This window comes from Paenibacillus oryzisoli, assembly GCF_050467285.1.
In the GTDB taxonomy this organism is placed as follows: domain Bacteria; phylum Bacillota; class Bacilli; order Paenibacillales; family NBRC-103111; genus Paenibacillus_E; species Paenibacillus_E oryzisoli_A.
On record NZ_JBCMUN010000038.1, the window covers coordinates 58,798 to 82,965 of the forward strand.

Consider the following 24,168-nt stretch of genomic DNA (forward strand, 5'->3'; position numbering starts at 1 on the left):
TTGCTATTGTAATGCAAAACAAGGTTATGGTATAATTTTTCTTGGCAATAATGAGGATTATCATCTTGTGATTAGAGAGTGGGGCAACCCACTCTTTACATTTTGATATAGGACTTTTTCGGGTGCATCGAGAGAAAGTCAAATTTAGGAGGGTCATGGCCATTGGCTACGCAAGAGCAAATCAAATCCATTATTGAGGACATGCTGAAGCAATATTTCGAGGACAACGGATTTGAGCTCGTGGATGTCGAGTATGTCAAGGAAGGCAGCAATTGGTTCCTTCGCGTCTACGCAGACAAAGAAGGCGGTATTGATATAGATGATTGCGGCCGCATCAGCGAATTTTTAAGCGGGAAGCTGGATGAGAAAGATCCGATTCCGGATGCGTATTTCCTGGAAGTTTCTTCGCCTGGGGCGGAACGACCGCTTAAGAAGCCGCAAGATTTTTATAAAGCCGTAAACAGTCATGTCTTTGTGACGACCTATGAGCCGATCGACGGCGCTAAAGAGTTCGAAGGACGGTTACTGTCCTATGATGAAGAAACGCTCGTTATCGAATTCGGCAAAAAGAAAGTCAGTGTTCCGGCTGCCAAACTGGCAAGCGCGCGCCTGGCAATTGTCTTTTAGGTTTTGCATTTATTGAAAGGGGGGACTCAGTTCAAATGAATTCAGATTTTATCGAAGCGCTGTCGGAAATTGAACGTGAGAAAGGGATTTCGAAGGAGTTATTGATTGACGCCATCGAAGCGGCGATGATTTCCAGCTATAAGCGCAATTTTAATACGGCACAAAATGTGCGCGTGGATATTAACCGGAACACGGGTCTCATCAAAGTCTATGCACGTAAAACCGTATCGGAAGATGTGCTTGACCCGCGCTTGGAAATATCGCTGGATGCAGCACGTGAAATTAATCCGAACTATCAAATGGAAGATATTGTGGAGATTGAAGTGACACCTCGCGACTTCGGCCGCATCGCCGCACAAACGGCGAAGCAGGTTGTTACGCAGCGGATTCGCGAAGCGGAGCGCGGCTTGATCTACAATGCGTTCATTGACAAGGAAGAGGATATCGTGACCGGTATTCTTCAGCGCCAAGATCAACGCAACATCTATGTGGACTTGGGCAAGGTGGAGGCGGTGCTCCCGCTGACGGAGCTTATGCCAACTGACAAGTTCAAACAGGGAGACCGTATCAAAGCGTATATCACCAAGGTGGAAAATACGACAAAGGGTCCTCAAATTGTGCTGTCGAGAACGCATCCGGGGCTGCTCAAGCGTCTTTTCGAGCTCGAGGTGCCGGAGATTTTCGACGGCGTTGTAGAAATTCGTTCCGTCGCGCGCGAAGCGGGCTTCCGTTCCAAAATTGCCGTGCATTCCCGCAATCCGGAAGTTGATCCGGTCGGCTCCTGCGTCGGTCCGAAAGGACTTCGTGTCCAAACGATTGTGACAGAGCTTCGCGGCGAGAAAATCGACATCGTCCGCTGGATGGAAAGCGTGGAAGAGTATGTGGCGAATGCGCTGAGCCCTTCCAAAGTGCTGGAAGTTCAAATTCACGAGAATGAGAAGATGGCGCGTGTTATCGTGCCTGATTATCAACTTTCGCTGGCGATCGGAATTAAAGGTCAGAATGCGCGGCTGGCCGCCAAACTGACCGGTTGGAAAATCGACATCAAGAGCGAGACACAAGCCGAGCAAGAATTCGGCAGAGCGAAAACGTATACCGGAGAAATGCATCAGGATTCCGTAAGCATTGACTAAGGAAGTGCCGGAAGCAAGGGGTGAGCGGAATGAAGCAGAGAAAAATCCCTCTGAGAAAATGCGTAGCCTGTCAGGAAATGATGCCGAAGAGGGACCTAATCCGCGTCGTTAAGACGCCTGAGGATGACATTCTCATTGACCTGAAAGGGAAGAAGTCCGGGCGCGGCGCCTACCTGTGCGGGAAAGTTTCGTGTTTTAAACTAGCGAAGAAGAGCAAAGCCCTGGATCGTGCGCTTAAGCATACGGTGGGGCCTGATATTTACGATCAGCTCGAACAAGACTTTATTCGGGTGGAAGACGAGTTCCTCTCTTCGAAAGCGGAGGGGGTCGACGAAGATGAATCCTAAGCTGCTGAATCAACTGGGACTTGCGATGCGGGCGGGCAAACTTGTCACCGGCGATGAAGGCGTATTGAAGGCCATTCGCTCGGGAGAAGCCAAACTGGTTGTCATGGCGGCTGATGCATCTGCCAATACGCGGAAAAAGTTTCAGGATAAGTGCCAGTTCTATGGGGTGCCTCTCATGGAAACGGGGACGAAATTCGAGTTGGGTCGCAGCATTGGGAAGGAAATGCGTGTCACCATCGGCGTTACGGACGTAGGCTTCGCGCAGATGCTGCAGAAGAGTCAAGAAATTCCTGCGGAGGTGAAACATATTGACCAATAATCAAGATAATAAAGACAATAAAACCCGCGTATATGAATACGCCAAGCAGCTCAACATGAGCAGCAAAGAGATTATTACGATTCTCAAGCGTCTCAATATTCCTGTTAACAACCATATGAGCGTAATGGAAAATGATGCGGTAAACTCGGTTGAAAAGTTTTTTAGAGATATTAAAGCCAATGCGGCTGCCAAGCGAGCAGCTACGGACGGAGGAAATGTGAGTTCAACAACGACGAATCAGAACCCTGCATCGCAGGCTCAAGCACAAGAGAATAAAGGTGCAGCAGCGGCCCAGAAGCCGACTGCTTCCGAGACATCCAGCCAACAGGCAGCTACAGGCGGCACTTCCGCTTCCCAAGGACAGTCGTCCCACAACAATGAACGTTCCAATTATCAAGGACGCGATCAGCGTTCCGGCGGTCAAGGCAACTACCAAGGCAATCGTTCCGGCGGCCAAGGCGGTCAGCGCTCTGGCGGCTATCAAGGCCAAGGCCAAGGTCAAGGCGGGCGTCCGCAAGGCTCCGGCCAGGGCGGTCAGCGTTCCGGCGGGTATCAGGGTCAAGGCGGCAACCGCTCCGGTGGCGGCTATCAAGGTCAAGGCGGCCAAGGATCTGGCCAAGGTGGTCAACGCTCCGGCGACCGTCCACCGTTCCGTTCCGGCGACAACCGTCCATCCGGCGGCGGCGGTTACAACAATCAACGCTCCGGCGGCCAAGGGAACTACCAAGGCGGTCAAGGCGGTGGAAATTCAGGTCCGCGCAGAGAAGGTGGCGGCTTTTCGGGTTCACGCCCAGCATCAAGCGGAGCACCGAGCCCTGGCATAACGCCTGCGGCATCAACCGGTCGTCCGCAAGGCCCTAACCGCGGCGCTGGCCCTAATCGCCAAAACAAGCCATACGAGAACCGTAACCATAACCAAAGCGGCAGACCTGTTGTTCAGGAAGCGAAGCCGCAATTCCATGTCGGCGCCAGCGCAGCGGAGCTTGATGATGCAGCGGCACGCGCAGGGGTTATTACGACGAAGAAATCCAAGCCTTCACCGAAGCGTTTTGACGATAACCGTCAAAGCGGCAACCGGAGTCAAGGCGGCTACAAAGGGAACCAACGCGGCAATCGCGGTCGTTACCAACAGGAGCCGGTCAAGAAAGAGAAAATCGACAATACGCCGAAGAAAATTATCGTCCGCGGTACAATGACGGTAGGAGAAACGGCAAAATTGCTTCATAAAGATGCTTCCGAAGTCATTAAAAAGCTTCTGATGCTCGGCACGATGGCAACAATTAACCAAGAGCTCGATCTGGAAGCAATCGAACTGATTTCGTCAGAATTCGGCGTTGAAGTGGAAATCAAGATCAAAGTCGAAGAAGACAACTTCGAAACGTTCGAAGAAGTCGATGATGAGGCTGATCTGCTCGAGCGTCCGCCGGTCGTCACCATTATGGGACACGTCGACCACGGGAAAACGACGCTTCTAGACGCAATCCGCAAAACAAGCGTAACCGAAGGCGAAGCCGGCGGCATCACGCAGCATATCGGTGCGTACCAGGTTGAAGTCAATCAGAAGAAAATTACGTTCCTCGATACGCCTGGTCACGAAGCGTTCACCACGATGCGTGCCCGCGGCGCACAAGTAACGGACATTACGATTATCGTCGTGGCGGCTGATGATGGCGTTATGCCACAGACGGTAGAAGCGATCAACCATGCGAAAGCGGCTAACGTGCCGATTATCGTGGCAGTCAACAAGATCGATAAAGAAGGCGCGAATCCGGATCAAATCAAACAGGCGCTTACCGCTTATGAGCTTGTACCGGAAGAGTGGGGCGGCGAGACGATTTTCTGCGAAATTTCCGCGAAACAACGTATCGGCTTGGAAAACCTGCTTGAAATGATCTTGCTCGTTGCAGAAGTTCAAGAGTTCAAAGCGAACCCCAACAAACGTGCAAGAGGAACTGTCATCGAGGCTGAGCTTGATAAAGGCCGTGGTCCGGTAGCTCGCGTGCTCATTCAGCACGGTACGCTGAAAGTCGGCGACAGCTTTGTAGCCGGCGTATGTTTCGGTCGTGTCAGAGCGATGGTCAATGACAAAGGCAAGCGCGTGAAAGAAGCTGGACCGTCTACGCCAGTGGAAATTACAGGTCTAACTGAGGTTCCGCAAGCGGGGGATCCGTTCCTTGCTTACGAAGACGAGCGCAAAGCGAGAGACATCGCAGATCGCCGCTCGATCAAGCTGCGTCAATCCGAAATGTCAGCGAATTCCCGCGTAACGCTGGATGACCTGTTCAAGCATATTAAAGACGGCGAAATCAAAGATCTGAACGTAATCATTAAAGGGGACGTTCAAGGTTCGGTTGAAGCGCTGAAGAGCTCACTCGAGAAAATCGAAGTGGAAGGCGTTCGCGTGAAAATCCTTCACCACGGCGTTGGCGCGATTACGGAAACGGATGTCGCCCTGGCGTCCGCATCCAATGCGATCATTATCGGCTTCAACGTGCGTCCGGAGCCTGCCGCGAAAGCGACAGCCGATCAGGAAAAAGTCGATATTCGTATGCACAACATCATTTACAATGTGATTGAAGAAATCGAGCAAGCGATGAAAGGCATGCTGGATCCGGTCTTCAAAGAAGTCGTTATCGGTACGGCTGAAGTGCGCAACGTCTTCAAAATTACCGGCGCCGGCGTTATCGCGGGTTGTATGGTTACCAATGGCAAAATTGCCCGGAATGCGCAAATGCGCCTGATCCGCAGCGGCATTGTCGTGCATGAAGGAAAGGTCGATTCCTTGAAACGATTCAAAGACGATCAAAAAGAAGTTGCACAAGGCTACGAGTGCGGTATATCTCTGGAGAAATACCATGATATTAAAGAGGGCGACATTATCGAAGCCTTCATTATGGAAACTGTGGAGAGGTGATAACGCATGGCTAGAGTTCGCGTAGGCCGCGTAGGTGAGCAAATCAAGAAAGAACTGAGTCAGATTGTGCAGTCCGAGCTCAAGGATCCGCGTATCGGATTCTTGACGGTGACGGGTGTAGAGGTCACGAACGATTTATCCTTGGCGCGCGTTTTTCTAAGCGTACTGGGAACGGATGAGGAGAAGGCTGCGAGCTTGAAGGCACTGAATACCGGCTCCGGCTACATTCGTTCTGAGCTTGGCAAACGGATTCGTCTTCGGAAGGTGCCGGATCTGCAGTTTAAGTTTGACAGTTCTATGGACTATGGCAGCCACATTGAGTCGCTGCTTCATAAACTCAATCAGGAAGGAAATCCGAACGTATGAGCGATGGAATGAACCATGCCACCGAGTATGACCGGCAGCTCGCTTTGGCTGCCGCCTTTATCGAGCAGCATGATGATTTCCTGGTCGTTTCCCACATCCAGCCGGATGGGGATGCGGCCAGCTCAACGTACGCGACGGGGTGGATGTTAACCCAACTGGGCAAATCGTTCACCTTGATTAACGAGGGCGCCATGCCCTCCAAGTTTTCCTTTTTGAAACAGAGTGAAACGTGCTTGGAATTAAAAGATCAATCGTCTGATCGCCGATATAAAGCGGTTATAAGTGTGGATTGTGCTGATTTCTCCCGAATCGGAAGGGTCAGCACTCTTTTTGATGAAGATGTGCAGTTGCTGAACATCGATCATCATCCGACGAATGATTACTTCGGAACGTGCCATTTGCTCAAATTCGATGCCGCGGCTACCGTGCAAATTTTGTACGATCTAGCGCTGTTTATGAAGCTGAAGCCAACGGTAACGTTCGGTGAATACATTTACACGGGTCTGCTGACAGATACAGGCGGGTTCCGTTACTCCAATGCGTCGCCGGAGGTGCTCCAAATTGGGGCCTCGCTGCTCACGCTTGGCGTGCAAGGCTCGGAAATTGCGGAGCAAGTGCTTGAGCGCATGACCTATCCGCAAATCGTGCTTTTGCAAAAGGCGTTGTCCACGCTTTCCTTTGCCTATGATCGGAGGATCGCCTGGCTTGCGGTTTCCTTGGACGATCTCGCGTTAACCGGCGCTTCATCGGAAGATTTGGACGGGCTCGTCAACTACCCGCGCAATGTGGAAGGTGTCGAGGTCGGCATGCTGTTCAAGGAAAAAGCGCCTGGCGTCATCAAAGTGAGTTTGCGTTCATCCGGGCTGGTTGACGTCGCTGCGGTTGCGCAATCCATTGGTGGAGGCGGACACGTCAGAGCTTCCGGCTGCACGATTTACGGTACACTGGAAGATGCCGTTGTGAAAATGATCCAGGAAGTAGGGAGCAAGCTGATATGACGGTAGAAGGCATTTTGCCTGTATGGAAGCCGGCGGGCTTTACCTCGCACGATGTTGTAGCCAAAGTCAGACGCATCGTGGGGATGAAACGCGTCGGTCATACGGGAACGCTGGATCCGCAAGTTACAGGAGTGCTGCCGCTTTGCTTGGGACGAGCAACCCGTATGGTCGAGTTTATTCAGGATTTGCCGAAGGAGTATGAAGCTGAACTGCGGATCGGTGTCTCTACCGACACGGAGGACGCGACGGGAACCGTTCTGGAGGAAGTCGCGGAAGTGAAGTTGACGGAGACGCAGGTCCGCTCGGCGCTTCAAGCTTTCGTTGGAGAAATCGAGCAGGTGCCTCCGATGTACTCGGCTGTCAAAGTTGACGGCAAGCGCCTTTACGAGCTGGCTCGCGAAGGGAAAGAAGTGGAGCGCAAAGCGCGGAAAGTGACGATTTACAAGATCGAGGTTCTCGAGATGGATCTCGCCGCGCAGCATCCTGTCATTCGTTATCGGGCTCTCTGTTCGAAAGGAACGTACATACGAACGCTTTGCGTCGATATTGGACGGGCGCTCGGGTACCCGGCAACGATGGCCAGCTTGATTCGAACTTCAACCGGCAATATCCGTCAAGAGCAATGTTTTACGTTCGAACAGATTGAACAGATGAAGGCAGACGGGACATTGGAGCAGCGCATGATTCCCATGGATCAAGCGATTGCGCATTTGCCCAGCGTTGCGTTGACGGAGCAAGAAGCCGTGAGCGCACAGCAGGGCAAACATGTTCGGCTGGATAGCGCAAGAATTGGGCAAGTGAAAGACGATCCCACACCGCTGTATCGCGCATATGCGCCGGATGCCCGGTTTTTGGGATTATACGAATGGCATAGCAAAAACCGTGTCTTGGTCCCGGCCAAAGTGTTTCTCTGATGTTGACGTCCAGGGACGGGTTGAAACGGGTAGGTGAACTCTCTTAATGAAAATTGTACCAATCGCATATCCCTTGAATATGGATGAAGTCGGCTTTTTCCAAGGGAAGCAAGTTGTCGCGATCGGCGATTTTGACGGTGTGCATTTAGGCCATCAAGAAGTGATCGGACGTGCGCTGAGCACGGCGGAGAAGCTTGGACTTCCGTCCGCCATTATGACCTTCCATCCGCACCCGCGGGCCGTGATGGGGCAAGAGAAGTACGAAGCAGCGCTTACGCCGCTGCAGCGGAAAATGGAAATTTTCGAAGCGATGGGTGTCAATCATGCCTATGTGGTCACATTCGATGCTTCCTTGATGCGGCTCTCGCCGGAGCAGTTTGTGGCTCACATGTTGGAGAAGCTTGGCGTAGAGAGTGTGATTTGCGGTTTTGACTTTACGTTTGGCTTCCAAGGTAAAGGCACGCCGGATACGCTCTGTGAGCTCAGCCATGGCAAATTTTCAGTTGAAGTGGTGAGACCTTTTCATATGAATGGAGAAAAAGTAAGTTCAACGCGCATCCGCGAAGCGCTGCAGACAGGGGACTTGGGTTCAGTAGCCCGTCTACTCGGGCGTCCGTACAGCATCTCAGGAACGGTTGTCGATGGAGAGAAGCGAGGCAGACAGCTTGGTTTCCCTACAGCCAATCTGCAATTGGATGAACCTTATGTGAACCCGTCCAACGGCGTCTACGCGATTAAAGCGACAGTTCGCGGGGCAACCTATCTAGGCGTTATGAACATCGGTGTGAAGCCGACTTTTACGACAGGCGAGCTCAAACCGTCTTATGAAGCCCACTTGTTTGATTTTGCCCAAGACATCTATGGGGAGAAAGTGACTGTCGAACTCATTTCATTCCTTCGTGCCGAACGTAAATTCAGTTCCCTTGATGAGCTAGTCGCACAAATTAAGCGGGATTCCGAGCATGCGAAGCAGAAATTGGCGGAAAACCTGTAGCAAGCATTTACTTTGCCTAGGCAATTATGATATACTGTTCAATGTTGCCTGAAGGAAACTTCCTTTTGGCATGAACCTTGGCTTGGATTGTCGCTTTCATCGGCGTTTTCTAGGCTTACGGGGATACTACAAGAATTTAGGAGATGAACACAATGGCATTGACACAAGAGCGCAAAACACAACTGATTCAAACTCACAAGGTACACGACACAGACACAGGTTCACCTGAAGTACAAGTTGCGATCCTGACTGAGAACATCGTTAACTTGACAAACCACCTTCGCACACACAAAAAAGATCACCACTCCCGCCGTGGTTTGTTGAAAATGGTTGGTCAACGTCGTAAGTTGCTTGCTTACGTAAAGAACAAAGATGTAAACCGTTACAGCGCATTGATCGAGAAGCTTGGTTTGCGTCGATAAAACCGACAACGAGAAGCAACCTGTTGCTCCTTTGCTGGGCTTGAATAAAGCTTTGGCGAAGAGCGGCACAAGGTTGCTTTTTCTTCATATCTTTGTGTATTTTTAAAACGGTAAAAGCAGGAAATACTAAACATAGCGCAGAATTAGAGGAGTCATTACATACGAATTGAGATCATCAATTCCTTTAGGAGGATAACATGGAGAAAAGGGTACAAATGGAACTTGGCGGTAAGCCGTTCATCCTTGAAACAGGCCGACTTGCCAAACAAGCCAACGCCGCTGTCACCGTTCGCTACGGGGATACCGTCGTGCTGTCCACGGTGACGGCTTCCAGCGGACCGAAGGATCTGGATTTCTTCCCGCTGACCGTGAATTATGAAGAAAGATTATATTCGGTAGGTAAAATTCCCGGCGGCTTCATTAAACGGGAAGGTCGTCCGAGTGAGAAAGCGATTCTTGCGAGCCGCCTGACAGACCGTCCGATTCGTCCGCTGTTCCCGGAAGGCTTCCGGAATGACGTGCAAATCGTATCCATCGTGATGAGCGTGGATCAGGAATGCCCGCCGGAAATCGCGGCTATGATCGGTACGTCCGCTGCGCTGGCGATTTCGGATGTGCCTTTTAATGGACCGGTCGGCGGTGTTATCGTAGGCCGCGTTGACGGCGAATTCGTCATCAACCCGACAGGCGAAGTCGCGGAGAAGAGTGACCTGCACTTGACTGTAGCAGGAACGAAAGACGCCATCATGATGGTAGAAGCTGGCGCGAACGAAGTTTCCGAAGAAGTTGTGTTGGAATCGATCATGTTCGGTCACGATGTGATTCGTCAAATCGTTGCCTTGATCGAAGAGCTCGTCGTCGAAGCGGGCAAACCGAAAATGGAAGTGACGCTGCACGCGGTGAACGAAGAAGTGAACCAAGCGGTTCGCGCGTTTGCACAAGCTAGACTGATCGATGCGATCAAAATTTCCGAGAAGCACGCAAGACAAGAAGCAATCGATGTGGTGAATGCGGAAGCTGTGGAACATTTTACAGCACTGTATGCGGAAACGCCTGAGCTTCTTGGGGACGTGAAAGAAACACTGTACGACATCGTCAAAGAAGAAGTACGTCGCTTAATCACGCACGACAAAGTAAGACCTGATGGACGGAAGCTGGAAGAGATTCGCCCAATCGAGTGTGATATCGACCTGCTGCCGCGGACGCACGGCTCCGGCTTGTTTACGCGTGGTCAGACGCAAGCGCTTAGCATATGTACACTTGGTGCGCTGGGCGATGTGCAAATTTTGGACGGCCTGGATTTGACGGAAACTAAGCGTTTCATGCATCACTACAACTTCCCGCCATTCAGCGTTGGTGAAGCGAGACCGCTTCGTCCGCCAGGTCGCCGCGAAATCGGTCACGGTGCACTCGGCGAACGCGCGCTCGAGCCGATCATTCCGAACGAAACGAGCTTCCCATATACGATTCGTCTTGTTTCCGAAGTACTCGAGTCGAACGGTTCTACGTCCCAAGCGAGCATTTGTGCAAGCACATTGGCGCTGATGGATGCAGGCGTGCCGATCAAAGCGCCGGTAGCCGGTATTGCTATGGGTCTGATCAAAGACGGAGACCACTTCTCCATTTTGTCCGATATTCAAGGTATGGAAGATCACCTCGGCGATATGGACTTTAAAGTGGCCGGTACGGCACAAGGCATCACTGCCTTGCAAATGGATATTAAAATCGACGGCATCAACCGCAGCATCCTCCAGCAATCGCTAGAGCAAGCGAAGGAAGGCCGCCTGTACATTTTGAATAAAATGCTGTCGCGCATTACAGAGCCTAAAACTTCGTTGTCGCCATACGCACCGAAAATTATTACAATGAATATCAATCCGGACAAAATCCGCGACGTCATCGGAGCCGGAGGAAAAATCATTAACAAAATTATTGAAGAAACCGGCGTGAAAATCGACATCGAGCAAGACGGCCGCGTATTCATCGCTTCCTCCAATCAGGAGATGAACGAAAAAGCGCGTTCCATCATCGAAGGCATCGTGCGCGAAGTCGTGGTCGGCGAGACCTACCTGGGTACGGTGAAGCGCATTGAGAAGTTTGGCGCATTCGTTGAGATTTTGCCTGGGAAAGAAGGGCTTGTCCACATTTCCCAAATTTCCACAGAGCGCGTAGCGAAAGTGGAAGACGTGGTGAGCATCGGTGATCAAATCACGGTGAAAGTCACGGAAATCGACAACCAAGGCCGCGTCAACCTTTCCCGCAAAGCGACGTTAACCGCACAAGTTCCAGCACAAAGCTAAACAACATTGGCCTCTAACGCCATGCATAGTTTTGAATAAAGAGTCAGACGAGTCTGTCTCTTTTTTGCTTTTCTTAGGAAGGCTGAGCCGGACAGGCAAAGGTTCTACTCTTGTCCTCTTTCGCATAACATTCAGGAGATGAGGAAAGGGGACCTAAGTATGCTCCATAAAAAATGGCTGCTCATAGGGAGTTTTTTTGCTATGGTTCTGGTCGGGCTGCAGGCGCTCCCTGGTATTGGCACATTTATTGCGGATCGAAAGATTTCGTCTGCCGCGCAGCGCGCAGGAGAGGGGGGCGAAGCTCGCCCTGTATTTGCACTTGCTCGTTCGGACAAACAAAGCGTTCTGCTCGATACAATTACGCAGGAGGCGGCGAAGCGCAGGGTTGCACCGATTAATGCCAAAATCGATCCGGTATGGAAGGCCATTCCGGGTTATAACGGACTGGAAGTGGACATCGACGAGACGTTCAAGTTGGCGGAGCACGGAATTTCGCCAAATCAAATACATTACGTCATGAAAGAAGTCGAGCCGAGCATTCAGTTGAAGGATTTGGGGCCAAGCCCCGTGTATAAAGGGAATCCCAAAAAGCCGATGGCGGCTTTTATGATTAATGTCGCCTGGGGCAACGAGTACTTGACGCCCATATTGGATACACTGCGTAAAGAAAATGTACACGCGACATTTTTTTTGGACGGGACTTGGCTTCGGAAAAATCCGGATATGGCGAAGCAAATTCTTAGCGAGGGTCATGAATTGTCCAATCATGCGTATTCGCATAAAGATATGCGGACGATTTCCCGCAGCAAAGCGGTGGAGGAAATTTCGAAGACCGAAGAGCTTCTAAAGCAACTAGGGGTCAAAAATACTTTGTTTGCCCCGCCTTCGGGCTATTTTACGCAAGAAACGGTGCAAGTGGCCGCGGAATTCAAACTGCAGACCGTCTTATGGACGTTTGATACAATCGACTGGAGAAATCCCGGGGCTGACCGCATTTTACAGCGCCTTTCGAGCAATGTGGAGCCAGGCACGCTGATTCTGATGCATCCCACATCTTCGTCCCGAGATGCTTTGCTGGGAATGATTAAGACCATTAAGAACAAAGGACTGACATTAGGAACGGTCTCCGAAGTGCTTTCCTCCAAACGCATCCCGGCAGAAGGACAGACGAATGGCAAATAACCGAAAAACGGTCCGCAAAGTTGAGGAGACGGCACATTTTTGTTAGACTGGTGAAGTATAATGGGAGAATAGGGAAATTAGGAGTTACTATCGAGGAGGAACCTGGGTGATTAAATATCGCTTGCATAATGGCTTGAGAGTCGTCATGGAACAAATTCCGACATTTCGTTCCGTGACGTTCGGAATCTGGGTGAAGACAGGTTCTCGCAATGAGTCGAAGGAAATGAACGGGATTTCCCATTTTATTGAGCATATGCTGTTCAAAGGGACGGCTCGTCATTCCGCTAAAGATATTGCGGAGATTTTCGACGGGATCGGCGGCAACGTGAATGCGTTCACGTCCAAAGAATATACGTGCTATTACTGCAAGGTGCTGGATGAGCATCTGCCGCTCGCGATGGACGTGCTGTCGGATATGTTCTTTCATTCGTCGTTCGATACGGAAGAGCTGGAAAAAGAGAAAAACGTCATCTACGAAGAAATTTCGATGTATGAGGATACGCCGGATGATCTCGTCCATGATCTATTGGCCAAAGCTTCGTACGGCTCGCATTCGCTGGGCTATACGATTCTGGGAACCGAAGAGAATCTGTCCCGCATGAGCTCGGACGATCTGCGCGCTTATATGAAGGAGAACTATAATATTCAAAATACGGTGCTCAGCATCGCCGGCAATATTGACGACAATGTGAAAGCGCTGATTGAGCAGCATTTTGGCGATTTTGCGCTGTCCGGCGAGGAAACGTCCTATCATGCGCCTGACTTCTTGAGCGAGCTGATCTATCATGCCAAAAAGACAGAACAGAATCACATCTGCTTGTCGCTTCCGGGCTTATCGCTGCAGGAAGACAACTTGTATCCCATGGTGCTGCTGAATAACGCGATCGGCGGCGGCATGAGCTCCAGGCTGTTCCAGGAAATCCGCGAGAAGCGTGGACTTGCTTATTCCGTGTACTCCTACCACACGTCCCACATCGACAGCGGCATGTTTACAATCTACACCGGCACAGCGCCGAAGCAGACAGAAGAAGTGCTGAATGTGACGATGGAGCTGTTGCATGATATCGTCGTCAATGGTATGACAGACAATGAATTGAAAAAAGGCAAAGAACAGCTCAAAGGAAGCCTGATTCTGAGTCTTGAAAGCACAAGCTCCCGGATGAACCGTTTTGGGAAAAATGAGCTCATGACCGGCAAGCACTACAGTCTGGACGAAATGTTGGCCCGCATTGAGAGCGTGCAGATGGAGCATATTCGTCAACTCACAAAATCGCTGTTCAGTACGCCATTTGCGCTGTCGATGGTCGGCAGCTCGGATAACGCCATTCACAGCTTCAGGAGGGATCAGCTTGTCTCGCTATGAGTTTGACGTTCAAATTAAACGGCTTCCCGGCAACGAAGATGTGAAGCTTCCTCAAAAAATGTCCGACGCGGCAAGCGGTTTTGATCTGCATGCCGCTGTCACCGAGCCGGTCGTGCTGGCGCCTGGCGAGCGGAAGCTGATTCCGACCGGATTCGCGCTTGCCATGCCTGACGAGCTGGAGGCGCAGATCCGGCCGCGCAGCGGGCTGGCGTTCAAGCACGGCATCACGTCGCTGAATACGCCGGGCACGATCGACGCCGACTACCGCGGCGAAGTGAAAGTCCTGCTCATCAATCATGGGCAGGAGCCGTTCACGATTCAGCGCAATGAGCGCATTGCGCAAATGGTGTTCCAGCGCGTTCCGCAAGTTCAATTGCGGGAAGTTGAAGAGCTGACCGAAACGGCTCGCGGCGCGGGCGGTTTCGGCCATACCGGCCGCTGACACCAAAGTGGCAGCGTAAAGCAAGAGCATGTCCCGTTTTGCCGTATACAGCGGCTTCGGGAGATGCTCTTTTTTTGCTTTTCATGCGAGCGGATTCAGAAAGTCACCCATCCTTAGGCGAACGCATACTATAACGTATCGAAAGGGCCGAGGAAGGGGTGTAAGCTAGAAATGCTTACTGGAATTTCGGTTGCTATTATGGGCGGAGACGCCCGGCAGCTTGAAGTGATTCAGAAATTTACGGAGCTAGATGCCACTGTGACGTTGCTCGGTTTTGACAACCTTGGGAGACAGTTTAACGGGGTTACGCATGCCAAGCTGGATAGCACCGTTTTTCAACATGTCGATGTGCTGATATTGCCAGTCGTAGGCACGGATGATGCCGGCCATGTGGAATCCATTTTCTCCAGCGAAGAGCTGGTTTTGACGGATGAGCTTTTTTCGTCGTTGCCGAAGCATGCCAAAGTGTACACGGGAATGGCGAAAAGTTATTTGAAGCAGATTGGCAGAGCGCACGGCATTGAAGTTGTCGAATTGCTGGAAAGGGATGATATTGCCATTTACAATTCGATTCCGACGGCAGAAGGCGCATTGATGATGGCCATTCAGAACACGGATATTACCATTCACGGTTCCGTTTGTATGGTGCTCGGCTTCGGCCGCACCGGATTCACGATGGCAAAAACACTGCAAGGATTAGGGGCAACAGTCAAGGTTGGCGTTAGGAAACCGGAGCACTTTGCAAGAGCGTGGGAGATGGGTTTTCAGCCTTTTTATACGAAAGATCTATACTCGGAAGTGTCGAATATTGACTTGCTTTTTAACACAATTCCGACTATGATAGTCACAGCACAAGTAATTACCAACATCCCACATCGTGCGCTTATTATCGATTTGGCCTCGAAACCCGGCGGAACGGACTTCCGTTTTGCGGAGAAAAGAGGCATTAAAGCGATGCTAGCGCCCGGGTTACCTGGAATCGTCGCCCCCAAAACAGCTGGCCGTATCATGGCGAACACGCTCAGTCAGCTGATCGAGGAAATCTTTAACGACAGGAGCGATGTGGAATGAACTGGCAAGGAAAAACGGTCGGCTACGCCCTGACGGGCTCTCACTGTACATTGGAAGAAGTCATGCCCCAAATTAAGAGATTCGTAGATGCGGGAGCGCGCGTAGTTCCAATAGTTTCGAACACGGTGATGACGACAGATACACGCTTCGGCAAATCGGCCGATTGGCAGCAAATGCTTAAGGACATTACGGGAAATGAGATCATTTCCTCGATTGTCGATGCGGAGCCGCTTGGGCCTTCCAAGCTGCTGGACGTGATGGTCATTGCGCCATGCACGGGCAATACGACAAGCAAGCTTGCGAATGCGATGACGGAAAGCCCTGTGCTCATGGCGGCCAAAGCGCAGATGAGAAATGGCAGACCGTTGGTTCTGGCGATTTCTACGAATGACGGGCTTGGTCTGAATGCGATGAACATTGCAAAGCTGCTGATTACGAAAAATATTTATTTTGTGCCTTTTGGTCAAGATGCTCCTGGAGCGAAGCCAAATTCGTTGGTCGCTCGTATGGACTTGATCGTGGAGGCTTGTGAATCTGCGCTTGAAGGCAAGCAGCTTCAGCCGATGATTATTGAGAGATTTAATTACTAAACATATAATTTCTTTCTTGAAGGGGAGAAGCTGGCCGCTGAATGAACGAGGGGCTGGCATTTCTCCGTCAAGAAGTTAGTTTCAAACGATCTTAACAGTCCTGGGATTCTCTCTGCGGATTGTTTCAGATATTTACTGTCAGGTGCCGCTTGGCATGCTGTACACATTGCTGAATATATTGCTAATAGGCAATCATCCAGCAGGCTGCTGACACACGGCGGCGAAATTGGGGGAAATTTATGCGAATTCTTGTCCAGAAATTTGGAGGTACTTCGCTTTCCACCGCACAAGCAAGAGATCATGTGATCAGTCATATCCAAGATGCACTAGAAGAACAGTACAAATTAGTCGTTGTCGTTTCTGCGATGGGAAGAAAAGGGGAACCGTATGCGACGGATACGCTCCTGGACCTTGTTCGAAAGAACGGGAACGGGTTGCCGCTGCGGGAACTCGATATGTTGATGGGCTGCGGAGAATTGATTTCTGCGGTGCTTTTGTGCAGTTTATTGCAAGATAAGGGCATTCGTTCAACGGTTTTGACAGGTGGGCAAGCCGGGCTCATCACGAATGACGCGCATGGTAATGCGCAGATCGTGGCGATGCAGCCTGAGCGCATTCTGGCTCATCTGGAGCAGGATCAGGTCGTCATTGTGACCGGTTTTCAAGGGAAAACGGCAGAAGGTGAACTGACGACGCTCGGACGCGGAGGCAGCGATACGTCGGCAACGGCGCTCGGCGCCGCTTTGAAAGCGGAGATCGTCGATATTTTCACCGACGTCAATGGCATTTTGACAGCGGATCCAAGAATTGTAGAAGATGCCAAGCCCTTAGAGCGGGTAAGCTTCACGGAAATTTGCAATATGGCGCATAACGGTGCCAAAGTGATTCATCCGCGTGCGGTCGAAGTCGCGATGCAGGCAAATATTCCGATCCGGGTGCGTTCCACATTCACCAAGGATCCGGGAACGCTTGTAACGGCAGCCGATCCGGCGTCGTCGGAAACGGGCCGTGTGAAGGACCGTTTCGTAACGGGCATCGCGCATTTTCCGAACATTACCCAGATCCAGGTGTCTGCCGTGGAAGGGCAGTTTGATCTGCAGCTTCGCGTGTTCAAGACGATGGCCCAGCATCAGATCAGTGTTGACTTTATTAACGTGAACCCCTCGGGGGTCATTTATACGGTTTTCGACCATGAAGCAGAGCGAGCTGTCAAGCTCTTGGAGGCGCAAGGCTACGAGCCTAAGTTCGCCAAAGGCTGCGCCAAGGTTTCCGTCATTGGGGGCGGTATGAACGGCGTTCCCGGCATTATGGCGCATATCGTCGAGGCCTTGACGATGGAGGATATTCGCATTTTGCAATCGGCGGACTCCAATACCACCATCTGGGTGCTCGTTCAGGGCGAAGACATGATCTCATCCGTTAGAGCACTTCATCGAAGATTTCAATTATTCAAATGACATGATAGAGCAGGAGGCGTCACCGTGAGTTTTGGAAGAGTTGTCACAGCCATGGTTACTCCATTTGACGAGCAATTGCAGATTAATTGGGGACAGGTAGAAGATTTAGTCAATTATTTGATCGAGGATCAACAGTCCGACAGCCTTGTGATTTGCGGGACGACAGGAGAATCGCCAACGCTAAGTGAAGAAGAGAAGCTAAAGCTCATTGAGCTTGCCGTTCGCATTGCCGGCGGCCGCTGCAAGATTATCGCGGGCACAGGCAGCAACGATACAGCGCATACAATTGAATTCTCGCAAAAGGTTGCAAAATTGGGTGTCGACGCTTTGCTTCTGGTCGCGCCTTACTATAACCGCCCGTCGCAAGAAGGGCTGTACCAGCATTTTAAAGCGATTGCCGAGTCCGTCGAAGTACCTTGCATACTGTATAACGTACCCGGCCGTACAGGCGTCAATCTGGATGCGGATACGACGGTTCGCCTTTCGAATGTGTCTAACATTGTGGCGACCAAAGATTGCTCGGATACCGATCAAATGACACGTATTTTGAACAATGCGGCTCCTGGTTTCCTCGTGTACAGCGGGGATGACAGCGCAACGCTGCCGGCGTTATCCATCGGTTGCGAAGGCATTGTCAGCGTCGCGAGTCATGTGATTGGAAAAGAAATGCAATCTATGATAAAGTATTATCTGGAAGGCAACATCAAACAAGCAGCTGAACTACATCGCAAGCTCCATCCTGTATTTACCGGCATTTTCTGCGCGCCAAGCCCTGCTCCAATCAAGCATGCGCTAGCGCTGAAAGGTATCCAGACAGGTGGAGTCAGATTACCGCTAGTGCGCGTATCCGAGCAAGAAGGACAATTCATCCAATCACTTTTTGAATGATCATCCCTAATGAATCGGTGCCCCCTTGGCATCGGTTTTCTTTTTTTAGGGAAACCTATAGGTTACTCAGATTAACTTGTGTTTGCTGTTTTTTATCATGTATAATGGTTGCAAGTGACTCGTTCGGTTTTTCATTTAAAATTCGTCGTCCAATCTAATAAGGAGGTATAATCTTGTCCAAAAAAAATAACGATAAAGTTTTGATCTTCGCTCTTGGCGGCGTGGGCGAAATCGGAAAAAATATGTATTGCATTCAATATGGGAACGATATTGTCGTCATTGACAGCGGTTTGAAATTTCCAGAGGAGGACATGCTGGGGATCGACATCGTCATTCCGGATATTGGCTATTTAACGGAGAATCGGGATAAAGTACGCGGCATCATCATTACTCATGGTCATGAGGATCATATCGGCGGTTTACCTTACGTGCTGAAGCATCTCAATGTTCCCCTCTATGCAACTAAGCTGACGATGGGACTGATCGAGGCGAAGCTGAAGGAAGCGAATCTGCTCGGTACAACGAACCGCATTCTGATTAATGCAGATTCCGTCCTTTCTCTTGGGACGCTGACAGCAACATTCTTCAAAACGAATCACAGTATTCCAGACTCCGTGGGTGTGGCTGTGGATACACCGGAAGGTGTCGTCGTTCATACGGGTGACTTCAAGTTCGACCAAACGCCAGTGAACGATCAATACGCAGATCTCCACCGCATGGGTGAAATCGGCAAAAAAGGTGTACTGGCCTTGCTGTCCGATAGCACAAACGCAGAGCGTCCAGGCTATACAGGCTCCGAACGCGGCGTAGGGATTGAGATTGAAGAAGTGTTCCGCAAGGCGAAACAAAGAGTTGTCATTGCAACGTTCGCATCGAATATTCATCGTGTTCAACAGGTATTTGATGCCGCTGCAGCGACAAACCGGAAAGTAACAGTGATCGGCCGCAGTATGGTGAATGTTGTGTCGATCGCAAGTGAGCTCGGTTATTTGCATATTCCGGATGGCATGTTGATTGAGCCAGAGGAAGTCAATCGTATGGCCGCTGACCGCGTCGTCATCCTGTCGACAGGCAGCCAAGGCGAGCCAATGTCCGCTCTGACGAGAATGGCTCGTTCCACTCATCGCAAAATTGATATTTTGCCAGGGGACACGGTCATTATCGCGGCGACGCCAATCCCGGGGAACGAGCGTTATGTTGGCCGTACCGTAGACGAATTGATGCGCATTGGCGCACACGTCATTTACGGTCCAGGTTCCGTAACAGGCGTACACGTATCCGGCCACGGCAGCCAGGAAGAGTTGAAGCTGATGCTCAACTTGATGAAGCCAAAGTACTTCATCCCGATTCACGGGGAATATCGGATGCTGCGTCAGCATGGATTACTTGCTGAATCCGTCGGCATTGCAAAAGAAGATATTTTCCTCTGCGACATCGGCGATACAGTCGAAATTCAGAACGGAGTTGCCCGCAAAGGCTCTAAAGTTCAAAGCGGCAACATTCTGATTGATGGGTTGGGTGTAGGCGACGTGGGCAATATTGTCCTGCGCGACCGCAAACTGCTTTCCCAAGACGGTATCCTCGTCGTTGTCGTGACACTCAGCAAGCAAGATGGGAAAATTTTGTCCGGTCCGGATATTATCTCCCGCGGCTTCGTCTATGTGCGTGAATCCGAAGGTCTGCTTGAAGAAGCAAATCGCATCGTGACCAATACACTACAAAAGCTGATGAACGAGAATGTCAACGAATGGGCATCGCTCAAAACAAATGTAAAAGATGTGCTCGGACGCTTTTTATATGAACAAACCAGAAGAAGACCGATGATTCTTCCAATTATCATGGAAGTCTAGGAATTTGAACAGTCACTTAAACCTATGCATATAGGAAAGCTCTCTTCGCGTAAGCGGGGGGAGCTTTTTTCAGCATTGACGGCATGCATGAAAGTGCGCCCCCAACCTCATACTATGGGAGATTTGGCAAGCTATTGTATATTGGAAAGGGGAACCCCCAGTGCCTACACCTACGAATCCATCCGCGCCCAGCGGGAAAGAGCAAGAACCAGGTGCGGAAGAAATCAAAAAAAATCCGGTGGTTGAAAACATTCAGCAGCTCGGCCAGACGAATACGATTACCGGCGAGGCTTCAAACATTTTTTGTTTGACGATTATCGGACAAGTGGAGGGCCATATCGTACTCCCTCCGCAAAATAAAACGACCAAATATGAGCATCTGATTCCCCAGCTCGTCGCTGCTGAGCAAAATCCGAAAATCGAAGGCGTTATGATCATTCTGAATACGGTCGGCGGCGATGTGGAAGCGGGGCTGGCGATTGCGGAAATGGTTGCTACGCTGTCCAAGCCAACGGTCACGCTCGTGCTGGGCGGCGGTCACAGCATTGGCGTTCCGATCGCGGTTTCTGCGAATTATTCGATCATTGCAGAGACAGCAACGATGACAATTCATCCGATTCGGCTGAACGGGCTCGTCATTGGGGTGCCGCAGACGTTCGAATATTTGGATAAAATGCAGGAGCGTGTCGTTCGCTTTGTGACGAAGCATTCGAACGTCGCGGAGGAAAAGTTCAAGGAACTGATGTTCAAAACAGGCGAGCTGACGCGAGATATTGGGACGACGGTTATCGGTGCCGACGCCGTGAAGTACGGCCTTATCAACCAAGTAGGCGGCATCGGCGATGCGATTCGCGAGCTGAATAAGCGAATAGACGAGAAGAAAGCTTCGGACACCGGAGGGCTTGTCCAATGATTCACTACTCGGTGCTCCCTATGGACGTTGTTTTTGAAGGCATGTCATCGTATGCGCCGGAGTTCGTGGACATTGAGCAGGATGGCATGTCCATGCAGGTTGAACCGATAGGCCGCTTTCAAGCCAAGATCGTAAGGCTCTACAGCTGCAATCCGCAGGACTACTTAAATGCCAAATATGCTCCCGGGACGATTATTTCGTACAATACGGGCCTATAGACGAATTGACAGACACCCCCTTGTTCCCGTATCTTACCATGAGAGGATTATGGTATAATATGGACTTGGGGGTGAAAGTGTTGGCAAAACGCAAGAAGAAAACGAAACCGGTGAAAACAAGTTTGTTGTTTGAACTGTACGGCATTCTCATCTTGATCTTTTCCGTCATTGCGATTGCCCGTCAAGGGCATGTTGGGAACTCGCTTTATTATTTATTTCGTTTTTTTGTGGGAAGCTGGTATTCCTTAATCCCATTAATCTTTATTTATGTCGGCTTGTATGCCATGATTAAGCGGGATTGGCCGCCGATGGTAACCCCCAAAAAGCTAGGTATTCTATTGCTTATTCTAGGCTTGCTGATCAAGAATCATATCGATCTGTTTACCCAGCTGTACCCGGATAACAATTTCTCCTCGGGTAAAATCATTTCGTCGACGTGGGACGTGATGCTGGGCGGGTTGGCTCCGACGGACGCTGGGCGTGAAGCGATCGAGCACGGCAGCGGAGGCGGTATGATTGGCGCATTGCTGTACAGCATTTTGTATTTCCTGTTTGACTATCTCGGTGCAAGATTAATTCAATATATGCTGTTCGTGATGGGCTTTATTCTGGCTACCGGCATTTCCTACATCGATGTAGGGAATATCGTAAAGGGGCGGTTTCAGAATGTGGGGCAAAACTTTAAAGACCGCATGAAGGAATGGCTGCACGATAGGGAGTCCAGGTCGCCGCAGACGGCGAGCGCCGCAAGCGGCAATGCGACGAGAGCCAAGAAACCGGTCTATGTGCCGGTTGACGATGAGTTTGATGAAGAAGTATTCCAACCGGTGAAACGGGCGAAGAAGACGCCGCTGTTCATGGAGCTGATCAAGCCGATAAAAGAAGGCCGGAAGAAGAAGGTCGCTGTGAGTGCCGGTTCGCATGAGGATGAGGACGATTTGGACGAGCAGTCTACAAACGAATCTCCATCCGCGAAAGAGGAAGTCGTGTACAAGGTAGCGGGTGACGAGCGTGAGCCGGAGGCGCCGCAAGTGGCTGCGCCAAGCCTAGACCCAATCATTCGGGACTTCCAGGAGCAAGTGATGCAGGACATTCAGCAGGCGGAAAGAACGCAGCCTTCGAGCCCGGCCGCTGTGCCAGTGGCAGTAGCTGCTCCGCTTGCGAAAGCGCAGGAGGACGGTGAATCGATCGAACCGGTTAACGTCGAGTTTCACGAAGCACCGCCTGTCATGACGAAGCCGTACGAGATGCCGTCACTGGAACTGCTCGCCAAGCCTGCGCTCGGCAAAGGCAGTGAATTGGCGGATTACAAGGCCAACGCAAGAAAGCTGGAGGCGACGCTGGAGAGCTTTGGCGTGAGGGCCAAAGTGTTGGAGGTAGTCCGCGGGCCGGCTGTGACCCGGTATGAGATCCAGCCGGATGTCGGCGTGAAAGTCAGCCGGATCGTGTCGTTGACCGACGATATTGCGTTGGCGCTCGCAGCAAAAGACATTCGAATGGAGGCGCCGATTCCAGGGAAATCTGCTATCGGTATCGAAGTGCCGAATCTGGAAGTATCGGTTGTGACGATGCGCGAGGTTATGGAGACATCGGCATTCCAAGAGTCAAGTTCCCGCCTCTCTGTCGTACTGGGCCGCGATATTTCCGGTCAGCCGATTGTCGGCAATCTTGCGCGCATGCCGCACTTGTTGGTTGCGGGGGCGACGGGCTCAGGGAAATCGGTCTGCATCAACGGCATTATTACGAGTGTGCTCTACAAAGCGAAACCGAACGAAGTGAAGTTCCTCATGATTGACCCGAAAATGGTCGAGCTAAACGTCTACAACGGCATTCCGCATTTGTTGGCGCCAGTGGTCACCGACCCGCGCAGAGCGTCGCTTGCGCTGAAGAAAGTCGTTGTGGAAATGGAGAAACGATACGAGCTGTTCTCCAAGAGCGGAACCCGGAACATCGAAGGGTATAACGCGATGCTGTTGGAAACCGGAACGGCTGCGCCGCTGCCGTATTACGTGGTCATTGTGGACGAGCTCGCCGACCTCATGATGGTTGCGGCGAACGATGTCGAAGACTCGATTTGCCGCTTGGCGCAGATGGCGCGCGCCGCCGGCATCCATTTGATTATTGCGACGCAGCGTCCATCGGTGGATGTCATCACCGGGGTCATCAAAGCGAACATTCCGTCGCGTATCGCCTTTGGGGTATCGTCTCAGGTGGACTCCCGGACGATTCTGGATATGGTGGGCGCTGAGAAGCTGCTTGGCCGTGGCGACATGCTGTACCTGCCAGTCGGCGCGTCCAAGCCGGTGCGTGTGCAGGGGGCGTTCCTGTCCGACCAGGAGGTCGAGCAGGTCGTGAGCTTTGTACGCACGCAGGAACAGGCCAACTATCGTGAGGAACTGGTTCCGCAGGTAGAGGAAGCGCCTGAGCAGCAGAACGAGATCGAGGACGAACTGTACGATCAAGCCGTTCAAATCGTGCTGGAAGCGAAGCAAGCTTCGGTATCTTTGCTCCAGCGCCGCATGCGCGTCGGCTATACCCGCGCTGCGCGATTGGTCGACGCGATGGAAGCCAAAGGCGTCGTTGGCCCGTACGAGGGTAGCAAGCCGCGCGAGGTGCTGATATCCCTCGAGCAGTATCAGCATAACCGAATGAGTTCATGAGGTTACATATGTCGGAGAAGGCACACTGTGGAGTCAATGTCATTAAGTTACGCTTGAAGACAAGACTGGGATTAAAAATGGAATCTGAAACGGCATGGGAAAAAGCCCTGTGCCGTTTGTTTTTATGCGCAAGCAAGAAAAAAGCGTACAGCAAACAAAGCGGATGGAATATCCGCTTTAAAAATGTTCATTTAAGCCGA

Annotated in this window: 23 protein-coding genes; all 23 read left to right on the top strand. The window is 51.2% G+C overall.

Going from position 1 to position 24,168, the window contains the following annotated elements:
* Nucleotides 1–162: 162 nt before the first annotated feature.
* Nucleotides 163–627 carry a ribosome maturation factor RimP gene (gene rimP / locus ABE504_RS32625; RefSeq protein WP_430096861.1) on the top strand — a complete coding sequence of 155 codons (465 nt, stop codon included), beginning with the start codon at nucleotides 163–165 and terminating at the stop codon, nucleotides 625–627.
* A gap of 35 nt (nucleotides 628–662) precedes the next feature.
* A complete protein-coding gene (gene nusA, locus ABE504_RS32630; protein ID WP_430096862.1) occupies nucleotides 663–1,760 on the top strand; it encodes a transcription termination factor NusA in 1,098 nt (365 codons plus the stop codon).
* A gap of 29 nt (nucleotides 1,761–1,789) precedes the next feature.
* Nucleotides 1,790–2,107, top strand: a complete 318-nt coding sequence (rnpM, locus tag ABE504_RS32635; protein WP_430096863.1) for an RNase P modulator RnpM — start codon at nucleotides 1,790–1,792, stop codon at nucleotides 2,105–2,107.
* A complete protein-coding gene (locus ABE504_RS32640; RefSeq protein WP_126143199.1) occupies nucleotides 2,097–2,426 on the top strand; it encodes a L7Ae/L30e/S12e/Gadd45 family ribosomal protein in 330 nt (109 codons plus the stop codon). Before rnpM ends, ABE504_RS32640 begins: the two co-directional genes overlap by 11 nt.
* Nucleotides 2,416–5,340 (top strand): translation initiation factor IF-2, encoded by a 2,925-nt coding sequence (gene infB, locus ABE504_RS32645; RefSeq protein WP_430096865.1) that lies wholly within the window; start codon nucleotides 2,416–2,418, stop codon nucleotides 5,338–5,340. Before ABE504_RS32640 ends, infB begins: the two co-directional genes overlap by 11 nt.
* Nucleotides 5,341–5,346: 6 nt before the next feature.
* Nucleotides 5,347–5,706, top strand: coding sequence for a 30S ribosome-binding factor RbfA (gene rbfA / locus ABE504_RS32650; protein ID WP_430096866.1), 360 nt, complete (start codon nucleotides 5,347–5,349; stop codon nucleotides 5,704–5,706).
* A complete protein-coding gene (locus ABE504_RS32655) occupies nucleotides 5,703–6,704 on the top strand; it encodes a DHH family phosphoesterase (RefSeq protein WP_430096867.1) in 1,002 nt (333 codons plus the stop codon). The genes rbfA and ABE504_RS32655 overlap by 4 nt, the downstream gene beginning before the upstream one ends.
* Nucleotides 6,701–7,618, top strand: coding sequence for a tRNA pseudouridine(55) synthase TruB (truB, locus tag ABE504_RS32660; protein ID WP_430096868.1), 918 nt, complete (start codon nucleotides 6,701–6,703; stop codon nucleotides 7,616–7,618). The genes ABE504_RS32655 and truB overlap by 4 nt, the downstream gene beginning before the upstream one ends.
* A 46-nt stretch (nucleotides 7,619–7,664) precedes the next feature.
* Nucleotides 7,665–8,612 (top strand): bifunctional riboflavin kinase/FAD synthetase, encoded by a 948-nt coding sequence (locus ABE504_RS32665; RefSeq protein WP_430096870.1) that lies wholly within the window; start codon nucleotides 7,665–7,667, stop codon nucleotides 8,610–8,612.
* Nucleotides 8,613–8,764: 152 nt separating this feature from the next.
* The gene (gene rpsO, locus ABE504_RS32670; protein ID WP_126143204.1) at nucleotides 8,765–9,034 is read left to right on the top strand and encodes a 30S ribosomal protein S15; all 270 of its coding nucleotides are present in this window, start codon (nucleotides 8,765–8,767) and stop codon (nucleotides 9,032–9,034) included.
* A 197-nt stretch (nucleotides 9,035–9,231) separates the two neighbouring features.
* Nucleotides 9,232–11,334 (top strand): polyribonucleotide nucleotidyltransferase, encoded by a 2,103-nt coding sequence (locus ABE504_RS32675; protein WP_430096872.1) that lies wholly within the window; start codon nucleotides 9,232–9,234, stop codon nucleotides 11,332–11,334.
* Nucleotides 11,335–11,535: 201 nt separating this feature from the next.
* Nucleotides 11,536–12,516 (top strand): polysaccharide deacetylase family protein, encoded by a 981-nt coding sequence (locus ABE504_RS32680; RefSeq protein WP_430096873.1) that lies wholly within the window; start codon nucleotides 11,536–11,538, stop codon nucleotides 12,514–12,516.
* Between the two features lie 106 nt (nucleotides 12,517–12,622).
* Nucleotides 12,623–13,879, top strand: a complete 1,257-nt coding sequence (locus ABE504_RS32685) for a M16 family metallopeptidase (protein ID WP_430096875.1) — start codon at nucleotides 12,623–12,625, stop codon at nucleotides 13,877–13,879.
* Nucleotides 13,866–14,321, top strand: a complete 456-nt coding sequence (gene dut, locus ABE504_RS32690; protein WP_430096877.1) for a dUTP diphosphatase — start codon at nucleotides 13,866–13,868, stop codon at nucleotides 14,319–14,321. The genes ABE504_RS32685 and dut overlap by 14 nt, the downstream gene beginning before the upstream one ends.
* A 171-nt stretch (nucleotides 14,322–14,492) precedes the next feature.
* Nucleotides 14,493–15,392 (top strand): dipicolinate synthase subunit DpsA, encoded by a 900-nt coding sequence (dpsA, locus tag ABE504_RS32695; protein WP_430096878.1) that lies wholly within the window; start codon nucleotides 14,493–14,495, stop codon nucleotides 15,390–15,392.
* Nucleotides 15,389–15,982 carry a dipicolinate synthase subunit B gene (locus ABE504_RS32700; protein WP_126143210.1) on the top strand — a complete coding sequence of 198 codons (594 nt, stop codon included), beginning with the start codon at nucleotides 15,389–15,391 and terminating at the stop codon, nucleotides 15,980–15,982. Before dpsA ends, ABE504_RS32700 begins: the two co-directional genes overlap by 4 nt.
* Before the next feature lie 239 nt (nucleotides 15,983–16,221).
* Nucleotides 16,222–17,439 carry an aspartate kinase gene (gene dapG / locus ABE504_RS32705; protein ID WP_430096880.1) on the top strand — a complete coding sequence of 406 codons (1,218 nt, stop codon included), beginning with the start codon at nucleotides 16,222–16,224 and terminating at the stop codon, nucleotides 17,437–17,439.
* Between the two features lie 24 nt (nucleotides 17,440–17,463).
* A complete protein-coding gene (gene dapA, locus ABE504_RS32710) occupies nucleotides 17,464–18,327 on the top strand; it encodes a 4-hydroxy-tetrahydrodipicolinate synthase (RefSeq protein ID WP_430096882.1) in 864 nt (287 codons plus the stop codon).
* Nucleotides 18,328–18,500: 173 nt separating this feature from the next.
* A complete protein-coding gene (locus tag ABE504_RS32715) occupies nucleotides 18,501–20,177 on the top strand; it encodes a ribonuclease J (RefSeq protein ID WP_430096884.1) in 1,677 nt (558 codons plus the stop codon).
* Between the two features lie 160 nt (nucleotides 20,178–20,337).
* The gene (locus ABE504_RS32720; protein WP_430096886.1) at nucleotides 20,338–21,090 is read left to right on the top strand and encodes a ClpP family protease; all 753 of its coding nucleotides are present in this window, start codon (nucleotides 20,338–20,340) and stop codon (nucleotides 21,088–21,090) included.
* Nucleotides 21,087–21,308 carry a YlzJ-like family protein gene (locus ABE504_RS32725; protein WP_430096888.1) on the top strand — a complete coding sequence of 74 codons (222 nt, stop codon included), beginning with the start codon at nucleotides 21,087–21,089 and terminating at the stop codon, nucleotides 21,306–21,308. Before ABE504_RS32720 ends, ABE504_RS32725 begins: the two co-directional genes overlap by 4 nt.
* Before the next feature lie 80 nt (nucleotides 21,309–21,388).
* A complete protein-coding gene (locus ABE504_RS32730; RefSeq protein WP_430096890.1) occupies nucleotides 21,389–23,968 on the top strand; it encodes a DNA translocase FtsK in 2,580 nt (859 codons plus the stop codon).
* 8 nt (nucleotides 23,969–23,976) lie between these two features.
* A partial coding sequence (locus ABE504_RS32735; protein WP_430096892.1) for a hypothetical protein occupies nucleotides 23,977–24,168 on the top strand: 192 nt, incomplete at its 3' end.

Excerpts from the sequence above, each read along its gene's own strand:
- nusA (WP_430096862.1), top strand. The coding sequence starts at position 663 with ATGAATTCAGATTTTATCGAAGCGCTGTCGGAAATTGAACGTGAGAAA.
- rnpM (WP_430096863.1), top strand. The coding sequence starts at position 1,790 with ATGAAGCAGAGAAAAATCCCTCTGAGAAAATGCGTAGCCTGTCAGGAA.
- ABE504_RS32640 (WP_126143199.1), top strand. The coding sequence starts at position 2,097 with ATGAATCCTAAGCTGCTGAATCAACTGGGACTTGCGATGCGGGCGGGC.
- rbfA (WP_430096866.1), top strand. The coding sequence starts at position 5,347 with ATGGCTAGAGTTCGCGTAGGCCGCGTAGGTGAGCAAATCAAGAAAGAA.
- ABE504_RS32655 (WP_430096867.1), top strand. The coding sequence starts at position 5,703 with ATGAGCGATGGAATGAACCATGCCACCGAGTATGACCGGCAGCTCGCT.
- truB (WP_430096868.1), top strand. The coding sequence starts at position 6,701 with ATGACGGTAGAAGGCATTTTGCCTGTATGGAAGCCGGCGGGCTTTACC.
- ABE504_RS32665 (WP_430096870.1), top strand. The coding sequence starts at position 7,665 with ATGAAAATTGTACCAATCGCATATCCCTTGAATATGGATGAAGTCGGC.
- rpsO (WP_126143204.1), top strand. The coding sequence starts at position 8,765 with ATGGCATTGACACAAGAGCGCAAAACACAACTGATTCAAACTCACAAG.
- ABE504_RS32675 (WP_430096872.1), top strand. The coding sequence starts at position 9,232 with ATGGAGAAAAGGGTACAAATGGAACTTGGCGGTAAGCCGTTCATCCTT.
- ABE504_RS32680 (WP_430096873.1), top strand. The coding sequence starts at position 11,536 with ATGGTTCTGGTCGGGCTGCAGGCGCTCCCTGGTATTGGCACATTTATT.
- dpsA (WP_430096878.1), top strand. The coding sequence starts at position 14,493 with ATGCTTACTGGAATTTCGGTTGCTATTATGGGCGGAGACGCCCGGCAG.
- ABE504_RS32700 (WP_126143210.1), top strand. The coding sequence starts at position 15,389 with ATGAACTGGCAAGGAAAAACGGTCGGCTACGCCCTGACGGGCTCTCAC.
- dapG (WP_430096880.1), top strand. The coding sequence starts at position 16,222 with ATGCGAATTCTTGTCCAGAAATTTGGAGGTACTTCGCTTTCCACCGCA.
- ABE504_RS32725 (WP_430096888.1), top strand. The coding sequence starts at position 21,087 with ATGATTCACTACTCGGTGCTCCCTATGGACGTTGTTTTTGAAGGCATG.